Annotated in this window: 13 protein-coding genes and 2 tRNA genes; 7 read left to right on the top strand and 8 right to left on the bottom strand. The window is 47.5% G+C overall.

What is annotated here, in order from left to right:
* Positions 1–442: 442 nt before the first annotated feature.
* Positions 443–529, bottom strand: a tRNA-Ser gene (locus AC06L3_RS05470).
* Positions 530–564: 35 nt separating this feature from the next.
* Positions 565–638, bottom strand: a tRNA-Pro gene (locus AC06L3_RS05465).
* 121 nt (positions 639–759) lie between these two features.
* On the opposite strand from AC06L3_RS05465, the gene AC06L3_RS05460 reads away from it, so the two are divergent.
* Positions 760–1,911, top strand: coding sequence for a DUF5106 domain-containing protein (locus AC06L3_RS05460; RefSeq protein WP_475669613.1), 1,152 nt, complete (start codon positions 760–762; stop codon positions 1,909–1,911).
* 7 nt (positions 1,912–1,918) lie between these two features.
* On the opposite strand, the gene AC06L3_RS05455 is transcribed toward AC06L3_RS05460, so the two are convergent.
* Genes AC06L3_RS05455 through AC06L3_RS05440 form a run of 4 tightly spaced genes read right to left on the bottom strand, consistent with a single transcriptional unit; the run spans position 1,919 to position 5,111 of the window.
* On the bottom strand, positions 1,919–3,325 hold the full coding sequence (locus AC06L3_RS05455) for a GDSL-type esterase/lipase family protein (protein ID WP_475669612.1): 1,407 nt from the start codon (positions 3,323–3,325) through the stop codon (positions 1,919–1,921).
* Positions 3,326–3,345: 20 nt separating this feature from the next.
* Positions 3,346–4,098, bottom strand: a complete 753-nt coding sequence (locus AC06L3_RS05450; RefSeq protein WP_475669611.1) for a uroporphyrinogen-III synthase — start codon at positions 4,096–4,098, stop codon at positions 3,346–3,348.
* 26 nt (positions 4,099–4,124) lie between these two features.
* On the bottom strand, positions 4,125–4,763 hold the full coding sequence (locus AC06L3_RS05445) for a DUF4271 domain-containing protein (RefSeq protein ID WP_475669610.1): 639 nt from the start codon (positions 4,761–4,763) through the stop codon (positions 4,125–4,127).
* Positions 4,764–4,766: 3 nt separating this feature from the next.
* Positions 4,767–5,111 (bottom strand): translation initiation factor, encoded by a 345-nt coding sequence (locus AC06L3_RS05440; RefSeq protein WP_475669609.1) that lies wholly within the window; start codon positions 5,109–5,111, stop codon positions 4,767–4,769.
* A 54-nt stretch (positions 5,112–5,165) separates the two neighbouring features.
* Here AC06L3_RS05440 and AC06L3_RS05435 point away from each other — a divergent pair, with 54 nt between their 5' ends.
* The gene (locus tag AC06L3_RS05435; RefSeq protein ID WP_475669608.1) at positions 5,166–8,276 is read left to right on the top strand and encodes a glycosyltransferase family 117 protein; all 3,111 of its coding nucleotides are present in this window, start codon (positions 5,166–5,168) and stop codon (positions 8,274–8,276) included.
* Here the strand turns inward: AC06L3_RS05435 and uvrC are convergent.
* Positions 8,230–10,125 (bottom strand): excinuclease ABC subunit UvrC, encoded by a 1,896-nt coding sequence (gene uvrC / locus AC06L3_RS05430; protein WP_475669607.1) that lies wholly within the window; start codon positions 10,123–10,125, stop codon positions 8,230–8,232. The two genes, AC06L3_RS05435 and uvrC, sit on opposite strands and share 47 nt — an antisense overlap.
* A gap of 39 nt (positions 10,126–10,164) precedes the next feature.
* Between uvrC and AC06L3_RS05425 the strand changes: the two genes are divergently transcribed.
* From AC06L3_RS05425 to pnuC, 5 genes are read left to right on the top strand one after another with little or no spacing between them, the layout of a single operon-like run.
* Positions 10,165–11,970 carry a lysophospholipid acyltransferase family protein gene (locus tag AC06L3_RS05425; protein WP_475669606.1) on the top strand — a complete coding sequence of 602 codons (1,806 nt, stop codon included), beginning with the start codon at positions 10,165–10,167 and terminating at the stop codon, positions 11,968–11,970.
* Positions 11,971–11,981: 11 nt separating this feature from the next.
* Positions 11,982–12,344, top strand: a complete 363-nt coding sequence (rnpA, locus tag AC06L3_RS05420) for a ribonuclease P protein component (RefSeq protein WP_475669605.1) — start codon at positions 11,982–11,984, stop codon at positions 12,342–12,344.
* 2 nt (positions 12,345–12,346) lie between these two features.
* A complete protein-coding gene (yidD, locus tag AC06L3_RS05415) occupies positions 12,347–12,580 on the top strand; it encodes a membrane protein insertion efficiency factor YidD (RefSeq protein WP_475669614.1) in 234 nt (77 codons plus the stop codon).
* Positions 12,577–15,591 (top strand): hypothetical protein, encoded by a 3,015-nt coding sequence (locus AC06L3_RS05410; protein WP_475669604.1) that lies wholly within the window; start codon positions 12,577–12,579, stop codon positions 15,589–15,591. Before yidD ends, AC06L3_RS05410 begins: the two co-directional genes overlap by 4 nt.
* On the top strand, positions 15,588–16,286 hold the full coding sequence (gene pnuC / locus AC06L3_RS05405) for a nicotinamide riboside transporter PnuC (protein ID WP_475669603.1): 699 nt from the start codon (positions 15,588–15,590) through the stop codon (positions 16,284–16,286). The genes AC06L3_RS05410 and pnuC overlap by 4 nt, the downstream gene beginning before the upstream one ends.
* Before the next feature lie 27 nt (positions 16,287–16,313).
* On the opposite strand, the gene AC06L3_RS05400 is transcribed toward pnuC, so the two are convergent.
* On the bottom strand, positions 16,314–17,653 hold a 1,340-nt coding region (locus tag AC06L3_RS05400), incomplete at its 5' end, for an AAA family ATPase (protein WP_475669602.1).

The raw sequence follows: 17,653 nt of genomic DNA, 5'->3' as shown, positions 1-17,653 counted from the left end.
CGTGGTACAAATACGGTACAAATATAAACAAAAATATCTAAACAAAGCGAAATAAATAGAAAAATCAGCAGGCGGTCTTTGTTGTATAATAGGCTGAATAGTAGGATTTTGTTGGAAATAGAGGGTGGTTTGTTGGAGATGTTTTGAGGGGGCGGTGTTTATTTTTCGTAAACACTTCCACCGGCGAGAAGTCGGGCGAGATGCTTGCAGTAGCCAAGTTCACTGCTTCTGAAAGCAACGGAGATTAGTCCGTAGGTCGAGAGACCGGTAATTTCTGAATGCCCTCCGTGGAGAAATCTGCGGAGGGTATTTCGTTTCTGCACTTTTGTAGTTTCCTAAAATGTAGGTCAGTTTTTTGGGATAAATTTACGCACAACCTTTGCATTCATGTGCGTAAGATTGTGCGTAAACTCTGTAATTTGCTGATTTTCAGCATTTCTTGCGGTGAGGGGGGGATTCGAACCCCCGGAACGGAAACCCGTTCGTCAGTTTAGCAAACTGGTGGTTTCAGCCACTCACCCACCTCACCAAAAAACCCGCTTGGATTGACCTTGCGGGTTGGTGTCGGGATACTCCGACTCGAACGGAGGACCCTCTGGTCCCAAACCAGATGCGCTAGCCAACTGCGCCACATCCCGATTAATGAGTGAAACTCAAACTTGCTTCCTTTCAAAAGCGAATGCAAATGTATGGCCTTTTTTTCAATTATCAAAATTTATAAAGAAAAAAAGGTATTTTTGTGTAAAGAAAAGTTTGTGTATGGCAAAGAAAAACGAGGAATTGGAAAGGATAGAGAGGCAGGGACGGATGAAAGTTGTGAAACTTATATTCGGATTGTTATGCGCCGTAATCATTGTTCTCTATGGATTGGGGAACAATGTTTACAAAAGCGGATCCGAGCATGATGGTTCAGCAGACCGTGCAATTACGGGAGAGGGGGCGCCCGATGTGCAGTCTGATGTCCGCATTACTGATGCAAAGGCAGATGAAAGTGCCGATAGCAGGCAGCCTTACCCTGCGGTTGAGCCCCCGATGTATCTGAGGGCGGACAGAGGGGCTGCGCTTGAGTGGTTGAGCGAACATTATTGGGACAATTGGCTCGAAACCATTGATGGTGGGAGCAATGCGGCCGGCAAGACGAAGGATGGTGATACGGCAGGCCAGACATTGGAACAGAAATCAGGGCAGTTGACAGATGCTTTTGCAGGATATGTGAATGTACTATCGCAGGTGGAATATGAAAAGGCTTGCAAGGGCCTTGGGAAACTGTTCGGACAATTGGAGGAGAAGGGCAGCAGGAAGGCTTTGCTTGGAGTGATGAAAGCGGCCGAAGAAGTGCTGTATGATCCTAATTCGCCTATGCTCGACGAGGAGCTGTATATTCCTGTGCTTGAGGGGCTTCTGGCTTCAAAGCTGCTTTCCAGCGATGACAAGCTGGCTTACAGGGCCAATTACGGGATTGTGAAAACAAATAGGAAAGGCACCAGGGCCAAGGACTTTGAATATATATATATGACTGGCGATGGTAATGGAAAGAAACTTTCATCGCTGTATCGGACCAAGGCGGAATATCTCATTGTGTATTTCAACAACCCGGGATGCACCAGCTGCAAGGAGATAAAACAGAGGCTTTCACAGGAGATGTTCTTCAGGCAGATGATTGCTGACAAGGAACTTATGGTTCTTTCCGTTTATCCCGATGAGGACCTGCAGCAATGGGAGGAGGATTTCAAGGACTTCCCGAATGAATGGATATATGCAGCCGATCCTTCGGGGAACATAAAGGATGACAACCGTTGGGGCATACGTGCCATTCCAAGCCTTTATCTTCTTGACAGGGACAAGACAGTATTGCTCAAGGACACAAGCATTGAGACAATCATGGCCCTGCTGCAGCAATCTTTGCAATAAACTCAAACTATTTCAGTTCACAATAGATAGGTCTGTGGTCGGATGATAGTGTTGAGTTGAGCACTCCGTTGGCTGCAGGTCTGAGTTCGCCTGTTCCGTTACGTTTCCAGAAAGCAATGTAATCTATGGTGCGGTCCGGTTTGTCGGATGGGAACGTATATTTGGCAATATCGGAAATGAAGGTGAAATGCTTGCGCATCATTGAAATGAACCTGGAATCCGGTTCATCATTCCAGTCACCGGCAATGAATATCGGCTTGCCTTTCTTTTCCAGCTTGTGGAATGCGGAGCTGATTATGTCAACGGATGCCAGACGGTCCTCCTCAGTAAGCGACAGATGTGTGCTGCAGAAGAAATAGTCCTTGAATTCGGCTATCAGCAGAGTTCTTTGCTCTTCACGTCCCGGAAGAGCGATTCTTTGAATTGACATGGGTTTCTGGCGGCAGAGCATTCCAATGCCATATTTTCCTCCGTCATATTCTATTGCGGCTGAGAACAGAGGAATCATTCCGGTTACGCTGGCGAGTTCCCCAAGCATATATTTACCGGAAGCCCTGTTGGTCACACTGTCAACCTCCTGAATGGCAACAATGTCCGGGGCAAGGTCTGAAATAATGGCGGCAGGGCGCTTCATATCGGTAACCAGATCCATACCCTTGCCGTTCCTTACATTGAAGCTCATGAGCTTGAGTCCTGATCTCCCACTGCGATAGATTTCCGTTTCCTCCTTGAGTTCCTTGAGCAGCATGTTTTCCATTACAGCATAGCCCTGTACCTTGGGATGAACGCCGTCTGCGGAGTATTTTTCCGGCAGGCCGTTTTCATTGGCCTTGTCATTGTCAACCATTGCGGAGTAGAAATCAACGTATGATATTCCCGCCTTGGCAACGTATTCCTTGAGCAGTCTGTTCAGTTTTGGAATATCCGTGTCAGGGTGCTTTTGCTTGTTCCAATAATACTGATGGGCCGGAAGCACAGAGCATATCACGGGTCTTATCCCTGCCTGCAGGGCAAGTTCGCACATTGACTTTATATTGCCGGCAATATCTTCAAGGGAAATGGGGCCTGTATTGCCTGCAATGTCATTTGTTCCGGCAAGAATCACAACCGTTGAGGCTCCTGATTCAATGACCTCCCTCCTGAAGCGCAGAAGCATCTGGCTGGTTGTTTGTCCGCTGATTCCACGGCATATTATTCCGTTGTCATAGAAGAAGCCGGAACTCTTGCGAATCCAGAAATCACTGATTGAATCACCAATAAGTACTATCTTCGGAAAGTTGCGGTTTTTCAATACTTGTGTGGCGTCTGCAAAACGGCCGGTACCAGCCCAGTCCTGATTGTTCGTCTGGGCGTATGACGGCATGCACATCATGGCAGCAAGGCCAAGTGCAATGAAGAATCTGCGTAATTTCATATATTGGTTCAAGTATGAGCCTATCTGTTTGAATTCCTCTTGTTCTCCAGGTACATTTCAAGAGCCTTGGAAACGGAAGGACATTCAGGGGTAGGGGCGTTTATATATGTTGCAAGTTTTGCAGCCTTTGCCTCCTTTGCGGTATTCGGACCGAATGTAATTATCTTTATGTCTTTCTGCTCGAATTCAGGATAACTCTCAAAGAGTGATTTAATGTCAGCCGGACTGTAGAACACAAGCAGTTCATATTTGTGCAGGTCTATCTGGCTGAGGTCTGAATATATGGTTTTCAGGAATACCGCCGTGCTGTGTTTGAGCTTTGATTTGAGGAAAAGCCTGTGCAGGCTTGTCTTTGAAGAATCAGCAAGTGCCAGAAGGAAATTCTCGTCCTTGTGTTTTGTGCCTATTGCCGTTACAATTGACTGTATTGTACCGTCTCCAAAGAAGATTTTCCTTTTTCTGTAAACAATGTGTTTCTGAAGATAAAGGGCAATGGCTTCCGTTGAGCAGAAGTATTTCATTGTTTCAGGAACCTCTATCCTCATCTGTTCGCAAAGATCAAAGAAGGAGTCTATTGTACTTTTTGCGGTGAACACTATGGCTGTGAAATCAAGAATATTTATTTTCTGCGCCCTGAATTCCCTTACTGAAACAGGCTCCACCTTGAAGAACCGGTTGAAATCAATATTAACATTGTATTTGTTTATGATTTCTGTATAGGGAGAAGTCAGAGGTTGTGGCTGTGAAATGAGTATATTCTCAACAATATTCATTGTTCTTGAACGTAATTATCTGATTGTTAGTATTCCAGTGCAAGTACAATAGCTGCTGCAGGTAGAATTTCCAAAGCGCAAAGATACAAAATCCAAAAGTTAATTGAAAATCCCCTGGACCTTAAAAGAGAATAACTCTTCTGAACGAACATCAGGAAGGCAATGGCGGAGGCAGCAATGCAGTAATATCCGCATCCGGGCAATGGCATATCATCCACCAGATAAAGGACTGCAACAGCCGGAAGCAGAAGAATTGCAAGGAAGATGATGTAAGAAAGATATATTCTGTTTATCAGGGAGAATACATTGGTATCGTTCACCCAGTCCATTATTCTGAAAGCCGCAGATTTTGAGAAATAAAGCAGCAGCATTCCTGCAAATATGGCCGCACATGTCACAGAATGGGGAAGAGACAGTTCTTTTCCGACAATCCGTTCATACAGAGCCGTGGCAGCCATTGAGCTTAGCAGAGCAAACAATACACCCGACAGATTCCTTGCTCTGGACATGCTGCAGTTATTCTCTATCCTTTCCAGGGAATTGCCGTGCCAGATGGAGGAAAGTATGTTACCTATGGCTGTGTACATTCTGGAGAACAGAGCCAGAGTGAACAATAGTGCCACAATGCATATTGCAAGAAGAGCGTATGCATCCCATTTCTCCATATCCTAGCCTTTGCGTTTGAAAGTGTATCCCAAAGATGAAAGTATCTGGCAGACTTTTTCACGGAAATCTCCCTGAACGATTATCTCCCCGTCCTTTGCACTGCCGCCCACTCCGCATTTTGTCTTGAGAACCTTTGCCAATGCAGCCAGATCATCCTCCTTTCCAACGAAACCTTCTATCAGGGTCACCTGCTTGCCTCCTCTATTCCTTCTGTCAAGGGAAACATACAGCTTCTGTTTTGCAGGCGGGAGAGTTTCCGCCTCATCCTCCTGGTCCACAGTGTATTTGAAATCTGCGTTGGTTGAATAAACCACGCCAAGTCTGTCTTTCCAATCGTTTCCTGCCATAATGAGTACGTTCAGATTGCAAAATTAGTAAACAAAATATTACCTTTGTGAGTTATGGAAAAAAAGAAATTCAAAAGACTGAACAATATTGCCGCCTGCGTGGTTCTGGCAGTGGCATCGTTCACATATCTTTCCACAATCGAACCGACCGTAAGCTTCTGGGATTGTGGAGAGTTCATTGCATCTTCATATAAACTGGAAGTGGGGCACCCGCCTGGAAATCCTGTGTTCCAGCTGATTGCAAGATTCTTTACAATGTTCGGAGACAATATGCACGCTGCAATGCTTATCAACGCAATGAGCGCGCTTTGCAGCGCCTTCACGATATTCTTCCTGTATCTTACAATCGCCCATCTGGGAAGAAGACTGCTTGAGAGGCAGAGCGGTGCAAGATGGTTCGAATCTGACGGACAGATTCCGCTTTCAGGCGCTGTTGCAGTGACAGGAGCCGCTGTTGTGGGTTCCCTGGCATATTGCTGGTCCGACACTTTCTGGTTCTCAGCCGTTGAGGCCGAGGTTTACGCAATGTCCTCACTGTTCACTGCGGTGGTGTTCTGGGCTATGCTCAAATGGGAGGACTGTGCGGAGCAGAAATATGCGAACAGATGGCTCGTTCTCATAGCATTTCTTATGGGACTTTCAATAGGCGTGCATCTGCTCAACCTGCTTGCAATACCTGCACTGGTATTCATCTGGTATTTCAGGAAGAAGGAGAGTGTAAGCACCTGGAGCTGTGTGAAGATGTTCGTTATCTCCGCAATCATTCTGGCTGCCATACTGTTCGGAATAATGCCGTTTGTACCTAAACTTGCAGCATACGTGGATCTGTTCAGCGTGAACACCCTGGGTTTGTCTTACAATGTTGGTGCAAGCATTTTCCTGCTTGCTCTTCTGGCGGCAGTGTTCTGGTATGTCTTCCATACCTACAGGAAGGGCCAGGTGGCAAGGAATACAATAGCACTCTGCCTTGGTGTTCTGCTCATCGGATATTCAACAATGGTTGTGGTTGTAATAAGAGCTTCCGCGAACACTCCTACAAACGAGAACCATCCGGACAATCCTTTCACACTTCTGAGATATATAGGCAGGGAACAGTACGGGAAAACTCCTCTGCTCTATGGTCAGACATTCGCCTCACCTTGGGTTGATACCAAGGAAAGCACATACTGGAACGTATATGACGGAAAGTATATGGAAGTTCCGGCACCTGTTGAGCCTGTATATACTCCGGAGTCAAAGATGCTCTTCCCTCGAATGTTCAATTCAGGCTCAGGTGACCAGTACGTTTCCTTCTACCAGATGTACACTCAGGGCAAGGGCACAAGACTGGCCGATGCAAAGCATCCTAAACCAACAATGGGAGCGAATATCAAGTACTTCCTTGATTATCAGCTCGACTTCATGTATATGAGGTATTTCATGTGGAACTTTGCCGGCAGGCAGAACGATTTGCAGGCCACCATTCCTGGAGACCCTCTCAAAGGCAATTGGGAATGCGGCATAGGCTTCCTTGACAGAGCGCGTCTTGGAGACCAGAGCGTTGGACCTGATTATCTAGTGAACAACAAGGCCAAAAACCATTTCTACATGCTTCCTCTGCTGCTTGGTCTGCTTGGCTTCTTCTTCCAGCTCAAGCACGATGGCAGGAACTGGGTCATAACAATGCTTCTTTTCGTGCTTACCGGAATAGCCATTGTGCTTTACCTTAACCAGACGCCGTTCCAACCAAGGGAGAGGGACTATGCGTATGCAGGCTCGTTCTATGCTTTCACTATATGGATTGGACTGGCGGTGCTCTGGCTCATGCAGCTTCTTGACAAGGCTCTCAATGGCAGCAACAGAACGGTTTCGGCAGCTCTGGCTTCAGTTCTCTGTCTTCTTGTTCCACTGCAGATGGTGAGTCAGACCTGGGATGACCACGACAGGAGCGGACGTTACTTTGTTAGGGATCTGGCCTGGAACTACCTCAACAGCTGTGATGAGAATGCAATGGTTGTAACCCACGGCGACAACGATACCTTCCCGCTGTGGTACAGCCAGGAGGTTGAGAACACCAGAACCGATATTAGGGTGCTGAACACTTCCCTGCTCGGAACGGACTGGTACATCAATCAGATGCGTTTCAAACAGTATGAGAGTGATCCTATACCATTCTCCCTTGACAGGAAACAGTACTTCTATGGAGTCAATGACATAGTTTACATAATAGACAGATTTGACAAGCCTGTTCTGCTCAAGGACATAATGCGCATATTCAAGAGCCCTGAGGCGGCTGTAAGGCTTGAGGACGGCAATACATACAACTATATTGCAGCCCACGAATTCCTCCTGCCTGTAAACAAGGAGAACGTGAGGAAATATCATATTGTGCCCGAGCAGTACATGGATCAGGTTCCTGACACAATAAAGCTGAGCATCTCCCCCGGAAAGAGATATCTTGACAAGGCCGAGCTCATGATGCTTGACCTGCTCTCCAATTACAATTGGGACAGGCCTCTGTACCTGCTGCAGAAAGACGGTGACCTCAATATGGGAATCAAGGACTACCTCATGTACAATGGCATGGCCTACAAGTTCGTTCCTATACGCCATAAACAGGAGGATCAGGACGCTTTCATGGATGAGGATGCAATGTACGACCTTGTAATGAACAAGTACAGGTTTGACAATTTCACCGACACCAATCTGAATTATGATTATCAGCACGTGCTGTCATTCAACACGCTTATAAGTTACAGGGCTCTTCACGCAAGAATAGCCGAAGGTCTCTACAATGCCGGCAAGACGGACAAGGCAATGGCGGTGCTTGACAAGATGGTGGAGCGTTTCCCTGCAGAGTCCCTTCCATTGAACAACTGTGCTATTAGCAATGTGAATGACAAGGCTGTACTTGACGCAATCTGCCTGTACCTGAACATGAACGCCAATGAAAAGGCCGGTAAACTTGCCGACGGGTTCATCAAGGAGACACTCCTTGGCATAGACCTGTTCTCTCAGATGGCGCGCGGCGATTTCATTTCAGCGGACGGTATTCAGCAGTGCTTTGTATATCTTACATATCTCCAGAATGCATTCGAGCAATACGGAGATGAAAGCAAGGCACAGGAGATTTCTGATACTATTGAACGTTATCTTGCTCCTCTGAAGGAGTATTATGAGGAATAGCTGAATTTTCCTTGCGGAAGTTCTCAATTATGCCGGCAAGCCTTGAACCTACGGCGGAAGCCAGTGATTCGGGGCTTGCTTCCATTATGCGCTTGAAGCTTCCGAAGGCCTTGAGCAGTTTCTGCTGTGAAGCGGGGCCTATGCCCTTGATTGAGCTGAGGGCGCTTGAGGTCTGCCCTTTGCTCCTTCTGTTACGGTGATGGGTTATTCCAAAGCGATGGGCCTCATCCCTGAGCTGCATTATCAGTTTGAGGGAAAGGGAGTTCTTGCTCATTATAAGGCTGTTGCTTTCTCCCGGAATAATCAGTTCCTCAAGCCTTTCGGCAATGCCTATCAGCTTTATTCGTCCGCCCAGACCAAGGTCGTTCAATGCATTCATGGCAAAATGGACCTGGCCTTTTCCGCCATCTATCACAATGAGCTGCGGCAGGGGCTGGTCCTCGTCAAGAAGTCTGCGGTAACGCCTGGTTACAACCTCATACATTGATGCAAAGTCGTTTGCCCCGGTTACTGTTTTAATAAGGAAATGCCTGTAGTCCTTCTTTGAAGGCATTCCGTTCTTGAACACCACGCAGGCCGCCACGGGGTTCGTGCCCTGTATGTTGGAGTTGTCGAAACACTCGATATGCATTGGCAACTGGCTCATTCCAAGGTCCGCCTGAAGTTTCTCCACAGCAGGGGAGATGCTTCTGACCTTCTCTTCAATAACATCGGTTTCCTGCTTGAGCCTTACGAATCTGAAAGCGTTCGCATTCTTAGTGCAGAGTTCCAGCAGGGCCAGCTTGTCTCCCTTTACGGGAACGTGTATGCGGCTTCCTTCCAGCACCATCGCAGGTGGAAAAGGAACAAGAATCTCCTGTGCGGCAATGCGGCGGAAGTCATCTGCGGATCCGGGTGAATTCTCCTGCGTGGAACTTTCCGCAAGGATGCTGTATATGCCTGAAATGAAGCGTGCAAGAACCTCCTCCTTCTCCTCTTCTATGTTAAGTTTCATTTCAAGGTCAAGGGCCTGGATTATGCAGCCATTGCTCACCCTGAAATAGTTGCCAAAGGCCTTGAAGTCCTGGATTGCAATTGAAAAGACATCAACGTTGCTGATAGATGGATGTACTATGATGGAACGGTTGCAGTGCGTGCTGAGCAGCTGGAGTTTCTCCTTGTAGCTTTGTGCAAGCTCGAATTCCATCCTGCCGGCGGCCTCCATCATCTTTTCCTTGTAATCCCTCTCGAGAGCGGAGCTGTCGCCTTTGAGAACCGACATTATGTTGTTTATCCATCCGTCATACTCCTCCTTGCTCACTCCGCCCGTACAAGGAGCCTTGCATTTGCCAATATGATATTTAAGGCAGACCTTGTATCTGCCTTTTTCAATCTCCGGACCGCTGAGCTTCATTGAGCAGGTTCTCAGAGGGTACAGAGAATATATGAGGTCAATGAGGTGCCTTGCGTAAGTGACCGAGCTGTACGGACCGAAATATCTGGAGCCATCTTTTATGAAATGCCTGGTGAGGAACACTCTTGGGAACGCCTCGTTTTTCACGCAGAGCCAGGGGTAGGTCTTGCTGTCCTTGAGCAGGATGTTGTATCTTGGCTGGTATTGCTTTATGAGATTGTTTTCAAGCAGAAGTGCGTCGCTTTCAGAAGATACCACAGTATGCCGCAAGTCTGCAATTTTTGAGACAAGAATGCGTGTTTTGGTGTTAAGTTTTTGTGGATCAACGAAATATTGTGACACCCTTTTGAACAGGTCCTTGGCCTTGCCAACATATATGACATTGCCCTCGGAGTCCAGATATCTGTAAACTCCGGGCTGGTGAGGAAGTAGGGCTATTTTATCCTTGATTTCCATATTTTGTTTATATTTGCATTCTTGACCAAAATATGTGTTATGGCAACAAAATTAATCAATAATTCCCAAATCAAGACTGCCATCCACGGAAAAGGCATTTTTGGGGATATTGCGGCAAGGGCTTTGATGTCCATCCTCGGACTGAACAGGATAAACAGAATTTATGCTCCCATAGGTGACTACATGGGCGTTGATTTTGCGGACAAGCTGCTTGAGAGGCTCAACATAACAGTTGATTTCAACGAGAGCGAACTGGCCGGCATTCCAACCGACAAGCCTTTCATAATAACATCCAACCATCCTTTCGGAGCGGTTGACGGTGTTATCATGCTCAGCCTGATAGGCAAGGTAAGGCCTGATATCAAGATTCTCACGAACTTCATTCTTTCATATATACCTAACCTCACCGACAACTTCCTGCCGGTGAACCCCTTCTCCAACAGCAGCGTTTACAGCAGCATAAAGGGCATACAGATGGCGGTGCAGCATCTGAAGGAAGGCGGTTGCCTGGGCCTTTTCCCTGCAGGCGAGGTTTCATCAAACAAGAACGACGAGCACGTTGTGAAGGACCCTCTGTGGCAGCCTTCAATCATAAAGCTCATAAAGAGGAGCGGAGTCCCTGTTGTACCTATCTACTTCGATGGCCAGAACTCCAGCCTCTTCCATATCCTTGGCAAGGTGCATCCTATGCTTCGCACCATAAGGCTTCCTCACGAGCTTTCCAATAAGAAGAACAAGACCATTTCCGTAAGGTTCGGCACGCCTATCCCTATCACCGAGATTTCCGAGTGCCCTAATCTGGAATCATTGGGCAATTATCTCAGAAACAGAACATACGCTCTTGAGGCCAATATAGACAGGAACTCCGACAAGCAGCAGCACGTGACATACACAACCAAGGTTGCCGAATCCGCAGGTCTTGAAGCGATTGAGGCGGAACTCAAGTCAATCGAGCACTGCAAGCTTTTCAAGGTTTACAATTATTCCGGATATCTTGTTGATTATTCCGATATTCCTGTTCTTATGCGAGAGATTGCCATAAGGCGCGAGATTGCCTTCAGGGCTGTTGGCGAGGGAACGGGAACGCCTATGGATACAGACAAGTACGATACCTACTACAAGCATCTTTTCCTCTGGGATGAGGAGAAACATACCATCATAGGGGCCTACCGTCTGGGATTCGGCCGCGAGATCATACAGAAATACGGTCTTGCAGGCCTGTATTCGGATTCCCTTTTCCGTTACAAGAGAGATTTCATTACACAGCTGGTAAGAGCAATCGAGCTCGGACGTTCATTCGTATCGGTTGAGTACCAGAAGGATGCGCTTGCGCTGATGCTGCTTCTCAAGGGGCTTCTGCTAACCGTTATCAAATATCCTGAAATCAAGTATCTTGTAGGACCTGTGAGCATCAGTTCCTGGTATCCGAAATTCTACAGGAGCATAATGATATATTATCTGCGCAAGATGCATTCAGCCGAACAGTTTGCAAGCAGTATGGATCCCAAGACACCTTTCGTTCCTGATTATCTGAGGGTGAATCCGGAGCATCTGCTTGTTACAAAGAGTTCTTCACTTGAGAAATTCGACCGTTTCCTGTCACGTTCAAGCAATGGCAAGTACCGCTTGCCAACCCTGCTCAAGAAATATCTCAAGATAAACTGCCGCATCATAGAATACAATGTGGATCCTGATTTCAACTACTGCGTTGACGGTCTCATATTGCTTGATACTAACGATCTGCCTAAATCAGAGATAGACACCCTCCTCAAGGATTATCCCAACAAGGAAGCCATTTACAAGCGTTTTGACATTTCCGTGAATGAAATGGAGCAGTTCTCCTGAAATAAGAATTGATGTCGTTGTTTGAATTCAAGAAAAGAGAACGTTTGAGCTCCAGGAAGGAGATAGTAGCCTTGCTGGAGAATGGAAGACATATCTTCCACTATCCTTTCAAGGCCGTTGTAAGGGAATTTCCGGCCTCGGCCGAATCCTGCAACGCCATAGTTGTCTCAGTTCCCAAGAAGATATTCAAACATGCGGTTGACAGGAACCTTGTGAAGCGCAGGGCACGCGAATCATACCGTTTGAACAGGAACATGCTTGAAGGAGAAATGTCCTATCACATTCTTTTTGTGTATGTTGCCAGAACAATGCTGGATTATCAGACAATCTGCAACGGAGTCTGCGCCATAATGAAACAATTGAAGCAGCAATGAGAATGATGGATGTACTGAAAAGAATAGCGGCTTTCCCGTTCCTGCTGCTTGTGCGCTTCTATCAGCTGTGCATTTCTCCTTTGAAACCGCCTGCCTGCCGTTTCACGCCCACCTGTTCACAATATGCCGTGATTGCATTGAAGAAATATGGTCCTTTCAAAGGAGGGTACCTTGCAGTAAGAAGAATTCTACGTTGCCATCCATGGGGTGGGAGCGGTTATGATCCTGTGCCATGAAGAGACTGATTGTGATAATGATTCTGCTTGCCTGCTGCCTGAGCGGCCGCGCACAGTTCTTCAGCTCGGGAGACGATCCTGCCAGGCTGAAGTGGAATGTCATAACCACTCCCAATTACAGGGTTATTTATCCACTGGAGATAGATTCTCTTGCCCGGCAGTACAGTTGGCTGCTTGAGAGCCGCAGGTCACAGGTTATGGATGGTCTTGACATTGATCCCGAACCTATTGAGGTGGTTCTTCATCCTTACAATCTCAACAGCAACGGAATTGTGAGCTGGGCGCCGAAACGTATGGAACTTTATACCACTCCTCAGGCTAGTGCCGGGCTTTCCATGCCGTGGGATTTGCAGCTGGTACTTCACGAGAGCGCCCACGTGGGGCAGATGGAACATTTCACAGGAAAGAATCTGAGGACTTTCTATGTGTTCTTCGGGCAGATGGCTGCAGGTTTTGCTGCCGGAGCCTATGCCGGTCAGTATTTCCTTGAGGGTGACGCCGTTTATCGTGAAACCCTCCTTTCACCATCCGGCAGGGGCAGAAACGCTGAATTCCTGGAACATTACAGGGCTTCCTATCTGAGCGGGGAAACGAGGAACAGGATGCAGTGGAGATTCGGCTCATTCAGAAAATACTCCCCAAGCATATACGAATACGGTTATCTGCATTCGGCTTTCTCCCATACGGTTACAGGCAATAAAAAGTTGTCAGGAAAGATGCTGCGGTATATGTCCAGGCATTTCTATAATCCGTATGCGGATATGGCAGCGTACAGAGAGTATATCAATCAGCCGAATTACGACATCTATTTCAACAATGCAATGAACTGGTTCGGCAACAGGTGGAGGGAGGATTACAATTCAAGGGAGTTCACCGAAGTCAATACTCTGCCGCACCAGCGCAGCAGTTTCTATCAGAGCTATTCTTCTCCGGTGATTGTTTCGCAGGATTCAGTTTTCTATATAAAGGCGGGGTATGCGCAGCCTACCTCTCTTGTTCTTGTAAGTGATGCTGCGGAGTTCATAAAGGAACATAAGGGGATTGAAAAGCACATACGCGCCTTCTCTTCAACAACCAGTGAGATAAAGGGCAATGGAAAGTTCATTGTATGGTCCGAGATAAGTCCTTCGGCCCGTTGGGTCCACAAGACGAACTCCAATATTTACATGATGGATATCAAGACCAGGGAATGCAGTCAGATAACATTTGCAGACAGGATTTTCAATCCTATGCCGAACGACAGCGGGACAATGATTTCCGCCATCAGATACGATATTCAGGGCAGGACTGACCTTGAAATCATAAGCACGGATACATACGAGGAAATACTTGAGATATGTCCTCCGTCAAAGAATGTGCAGCTTATGGAGAGCATCTGGTGCAACCATTACATATATGCCCTTGGTACGGACATCAAGGGAAAGGCGCTGTACAGGGTGAACGCAGACAGCCTTCTGGCAACAGGACATCTGCATGAATATGACGAGGAGGTCTGGGACAGAGTGTCCGGTTACACATACGCCAGCGTTTCCTCTCTTTCCCACAGCAACGGAGCAATATACTTCGAATCCGATTACGATGGTGTGAGCAATATATACTGCATTCGCACGCCCGATCTGCTGCGGCTGGCTCCTGACAGTGAGACTTCCATAATGAAGTTCGCGCACAGAGTCACCAATTCCCGCTTCGGAGCCCATCATCCCGTGTCTGCTCCGGATGGCAGGGTCTATTACTCCAATCTCACTTCAGACGGCTACGAACCTGTATATACGGAGGTGAATGTTGCCGCAATGCCTGCAAAGGACAGCACCATTTTTGTCTCAAAAGTCTGGGATGCTGCCAGCAAGGCCGCAATTGAAAGGTATGAAGCCGATTATGAAAAACCATCGCAGGTGGAATATGAAACAAGGAGATACCGCAAGTTCGCCCATCTGTTCCATATTCATTCCTGGGCTCCTCTGTATTTCAACCCCGACAGGATAATGAACAGTTCCGGTCAGTCAAATCAGGACAAGGCTTCTCTGGGAGCAACCATTCTTTCTCAGAACAAGCTGGGGACTCTGGTTTCCCTGCTGGGCTATTCTTACAAGCCTGGTTTCCATGGAGGTCATTTCATGATGGAATATACAGGTCTGTATCCCGTATTCAAGCTTGAGGCGGATTATAACAGCGACAGAAGATATGAATACAGCCTGAAGCCTTCACAGAAAAAGGAAGGCGGCTATGATGTTGTTGTGGGGAATGCCCGCGGACATCTGTTCGAGTTCAAGGCTACCGTTTATATTCCTTTCAATTTCAGCAAGGGAGGCTGGAATGCCGGATTCATACCGCAGCTGTCATATTCGTACAAGAACGACAAATACTACGATCTTGACAATACAAAGTTCCTGGACCACGAGATGCTTGCCGGATTCACGGTTTATCAGACCAGGAAGATACCTAAGAGCGCCATATATCCAAAGTGGGGAGGCGGGTTCAAGCTTTTCACAAAATTCTCGCCAATGCACTCGATGTTCTTTGCATCGCAGCTGTCGGTTTCGGCCTATTCATATTTCCCGGGCGCAGGCTACGTTGATGGAATAAGGTTCAGTGCGGATTACCAGAAGCAGTTCGTTGACGGCAAGCTGTTCTATCTGGGCAATACGGTTGCAATGCCAAGAGGATATCCGGCCATGCACGGTGAACATTATTTCAAGGCATCGCTTGACTGGCAGATTCCTTTCCATCTGGGGGATTTCAATATATGGTGGCTGTTGTATGCAAGGCGCGCACGGCTCGTGCCTTTCGTTGATGTGGCCGGAATATCTGCATACTACACCAATGACACCAAGGCTTTCAAGGCTTTTGGAAAGCAATGGACCAATATAAGCTCACTTGGCGCAGAGCTGTATCTCGATGGATATTATTTGAGCGTAGGTTATCCTGCCAGCATTGGAATGAGATATTCCAGAAGGCTTTTCAAAGGCGGCAGCAATATGTTTGAACTCTTATTCAATATTTCACTGGAATGAAAAACTCAACGTTGAACTGGTTTGACTGGTTCCTGATAATCGGTATTATAGTCACTTCGCTCATAAGCAATGTGAACGGAATTGATGTGCTCGGCACTGCGGCGGGAATTTCCGGCGTTGTGTGCGTTGTGCTTGTGGCAAAAAGAAGCATCTGGAACTATCCATTTGGAATATTGAACGTGCTTCTGTACGGCTATATTTCCTATAAGGCTAAAGTTTATGGTGATTCAGTGCTCAATCTCCTGTACTATTTCCCTATGAACATCATAGGATGGGTCATGTGGCAGCGCAGACGCGAACGTAACGTAGAGTCAAATGAAGCCAACTCAAAGGTAGCCGCACGTTTCATGACACATTGGGGAAGAATAGTAATGTTCTCGGCAAGCATCTTTGCAACATTGCTGTGCGGATATCTGCTCAGCCGTTTCACAGCCGACCCTCAGCCATACAAGGATTCATTCACCACGGTGTTCTCAATAGTTGCCATGTTCCTCATGGTAAAGGCTTTCATGGAGCAGTGGATTCTCTGGGTGCTGGTTGATTTCGTGAGCGTGATAATGTGGGCGTGGCTATGGTACAACGGGCAGGAGCATGCCGGTGTGGTGTTCCTTATGTGGGTGTTCTATTTTGCCAATGCGGTGAACGGCCTGGTGGTCTGGACAAGAAACGCCATTCAGGCCACAGAGAATTCATAAGCAAGCGGTGTGCGGGTTTTGCCTCTGCTATTGCCCCACAAGGACTTTGCCTATGTTGCGGGTGGCGGAGTCAAAGTTGATGCCTATGCGGATGATTTGCTGGTCTTCGATTTCGAAGAGGAGGGTGTAGTTCTTGTCGCTTATTTGGGCCAGAGCTTCTTCGGCGGTGCCGTCCAGCTTGAACTCAAGCACGTAGCAGAACTTCGGGGTCTTGACCACCATATCAATGCGGCCCTCGCTGGTGCGATATTCGGCCTGGGTGTAGAAGCCCATCAGCTTGAAAAGCAGCCACACCACATTGCGGTAATGAGTTTCCATATCTCGGATTATCTCGTATGGAGTGTCGGCGAAGAGCGAACGCAGACGCTTTATGAACTGCTCCGTATTGCCGGACCTCACATCCTCCACGAAGTTGTTTATCAGGAACGGGGAACGATTCTCTTTCCGATGGATGTAGTTGGGCATCAGATATTTGGTAAAGCCCTCTTCAACTTCGGTATTGGGGAATCCCAGAGTGTATGTGCCGAATTCGGGGTCATAGCCCTTGATGGTGAGGTATCCGCTCTGATAGATTACGGGAATGGGGTTGTTAGAAGTCGAATCAATGCTGTTCAGCTCATCGGCATCGGCCTTCACGCGCGACATCTCCTCAAGGTCATAATCGCGCTCCTGAAGGAGTTGCACAAGATAGGTCGGTGTGCCGGTCTCGAACCAGTAACTCTTGAACTCCTTTTGCTTCAGACAATTCAACAGGCTGAACGGGTTATAGACACCTTCCCCCTTTTGATGGAAATGGTAGCCGTCATACTGTTCCCTGAGTTTCGCCACGGCTTCCTCTTTCGAAATATCGTTGTTCGAAGCAAGCCTTTCAATATGCCCATCGAAGTTCGAGAGCATTTCCTGTTCGGTAATTCCGCAGATGTCGTGGTACTCCAAAGATATTGAGATGTCCTCAAGGTTGTTGAGGTCGCTGAACACGCTCACCTTGCTGAACTTGGTCACTCCCGTTAGGAGTGCGAACCTGATATAGCCGTCCATTGACTTGAGAGCTCCGTAAAAGCCCTTGAGAGTGGCACCGTAGGCATCCTGAAGTTTCGGGTTGCCGATGGCCTGGAGCATAGGCTTGTCGTACTCATCCACCAGAATCACCACCTTGCGGCCGGTCTGCTCGCAGGCGCGGCGGATTATGCCCTGAAATCTGCGTCCCAGTCCTTTCTCTGCTGGATTTCTGCCGTATATAGACTCCTGCCCGACTACAAATTCCTCAAGGACATCATTCAGAGCTTTTTTGCAGTCATATTTCTGCGTGTTCAAATCCAGATGCAGCACCGGATGTTCCGGCCACTCCTTCTCCAGTTTCTCTATCG

This window comes from Candidatus Egerieousia sp., from assembly GCF_056211015.1.
Note: the sequence above shows the minus strand (reverse complement) of the source record. Positions and strands in the feature narration are given on the sequence as shown.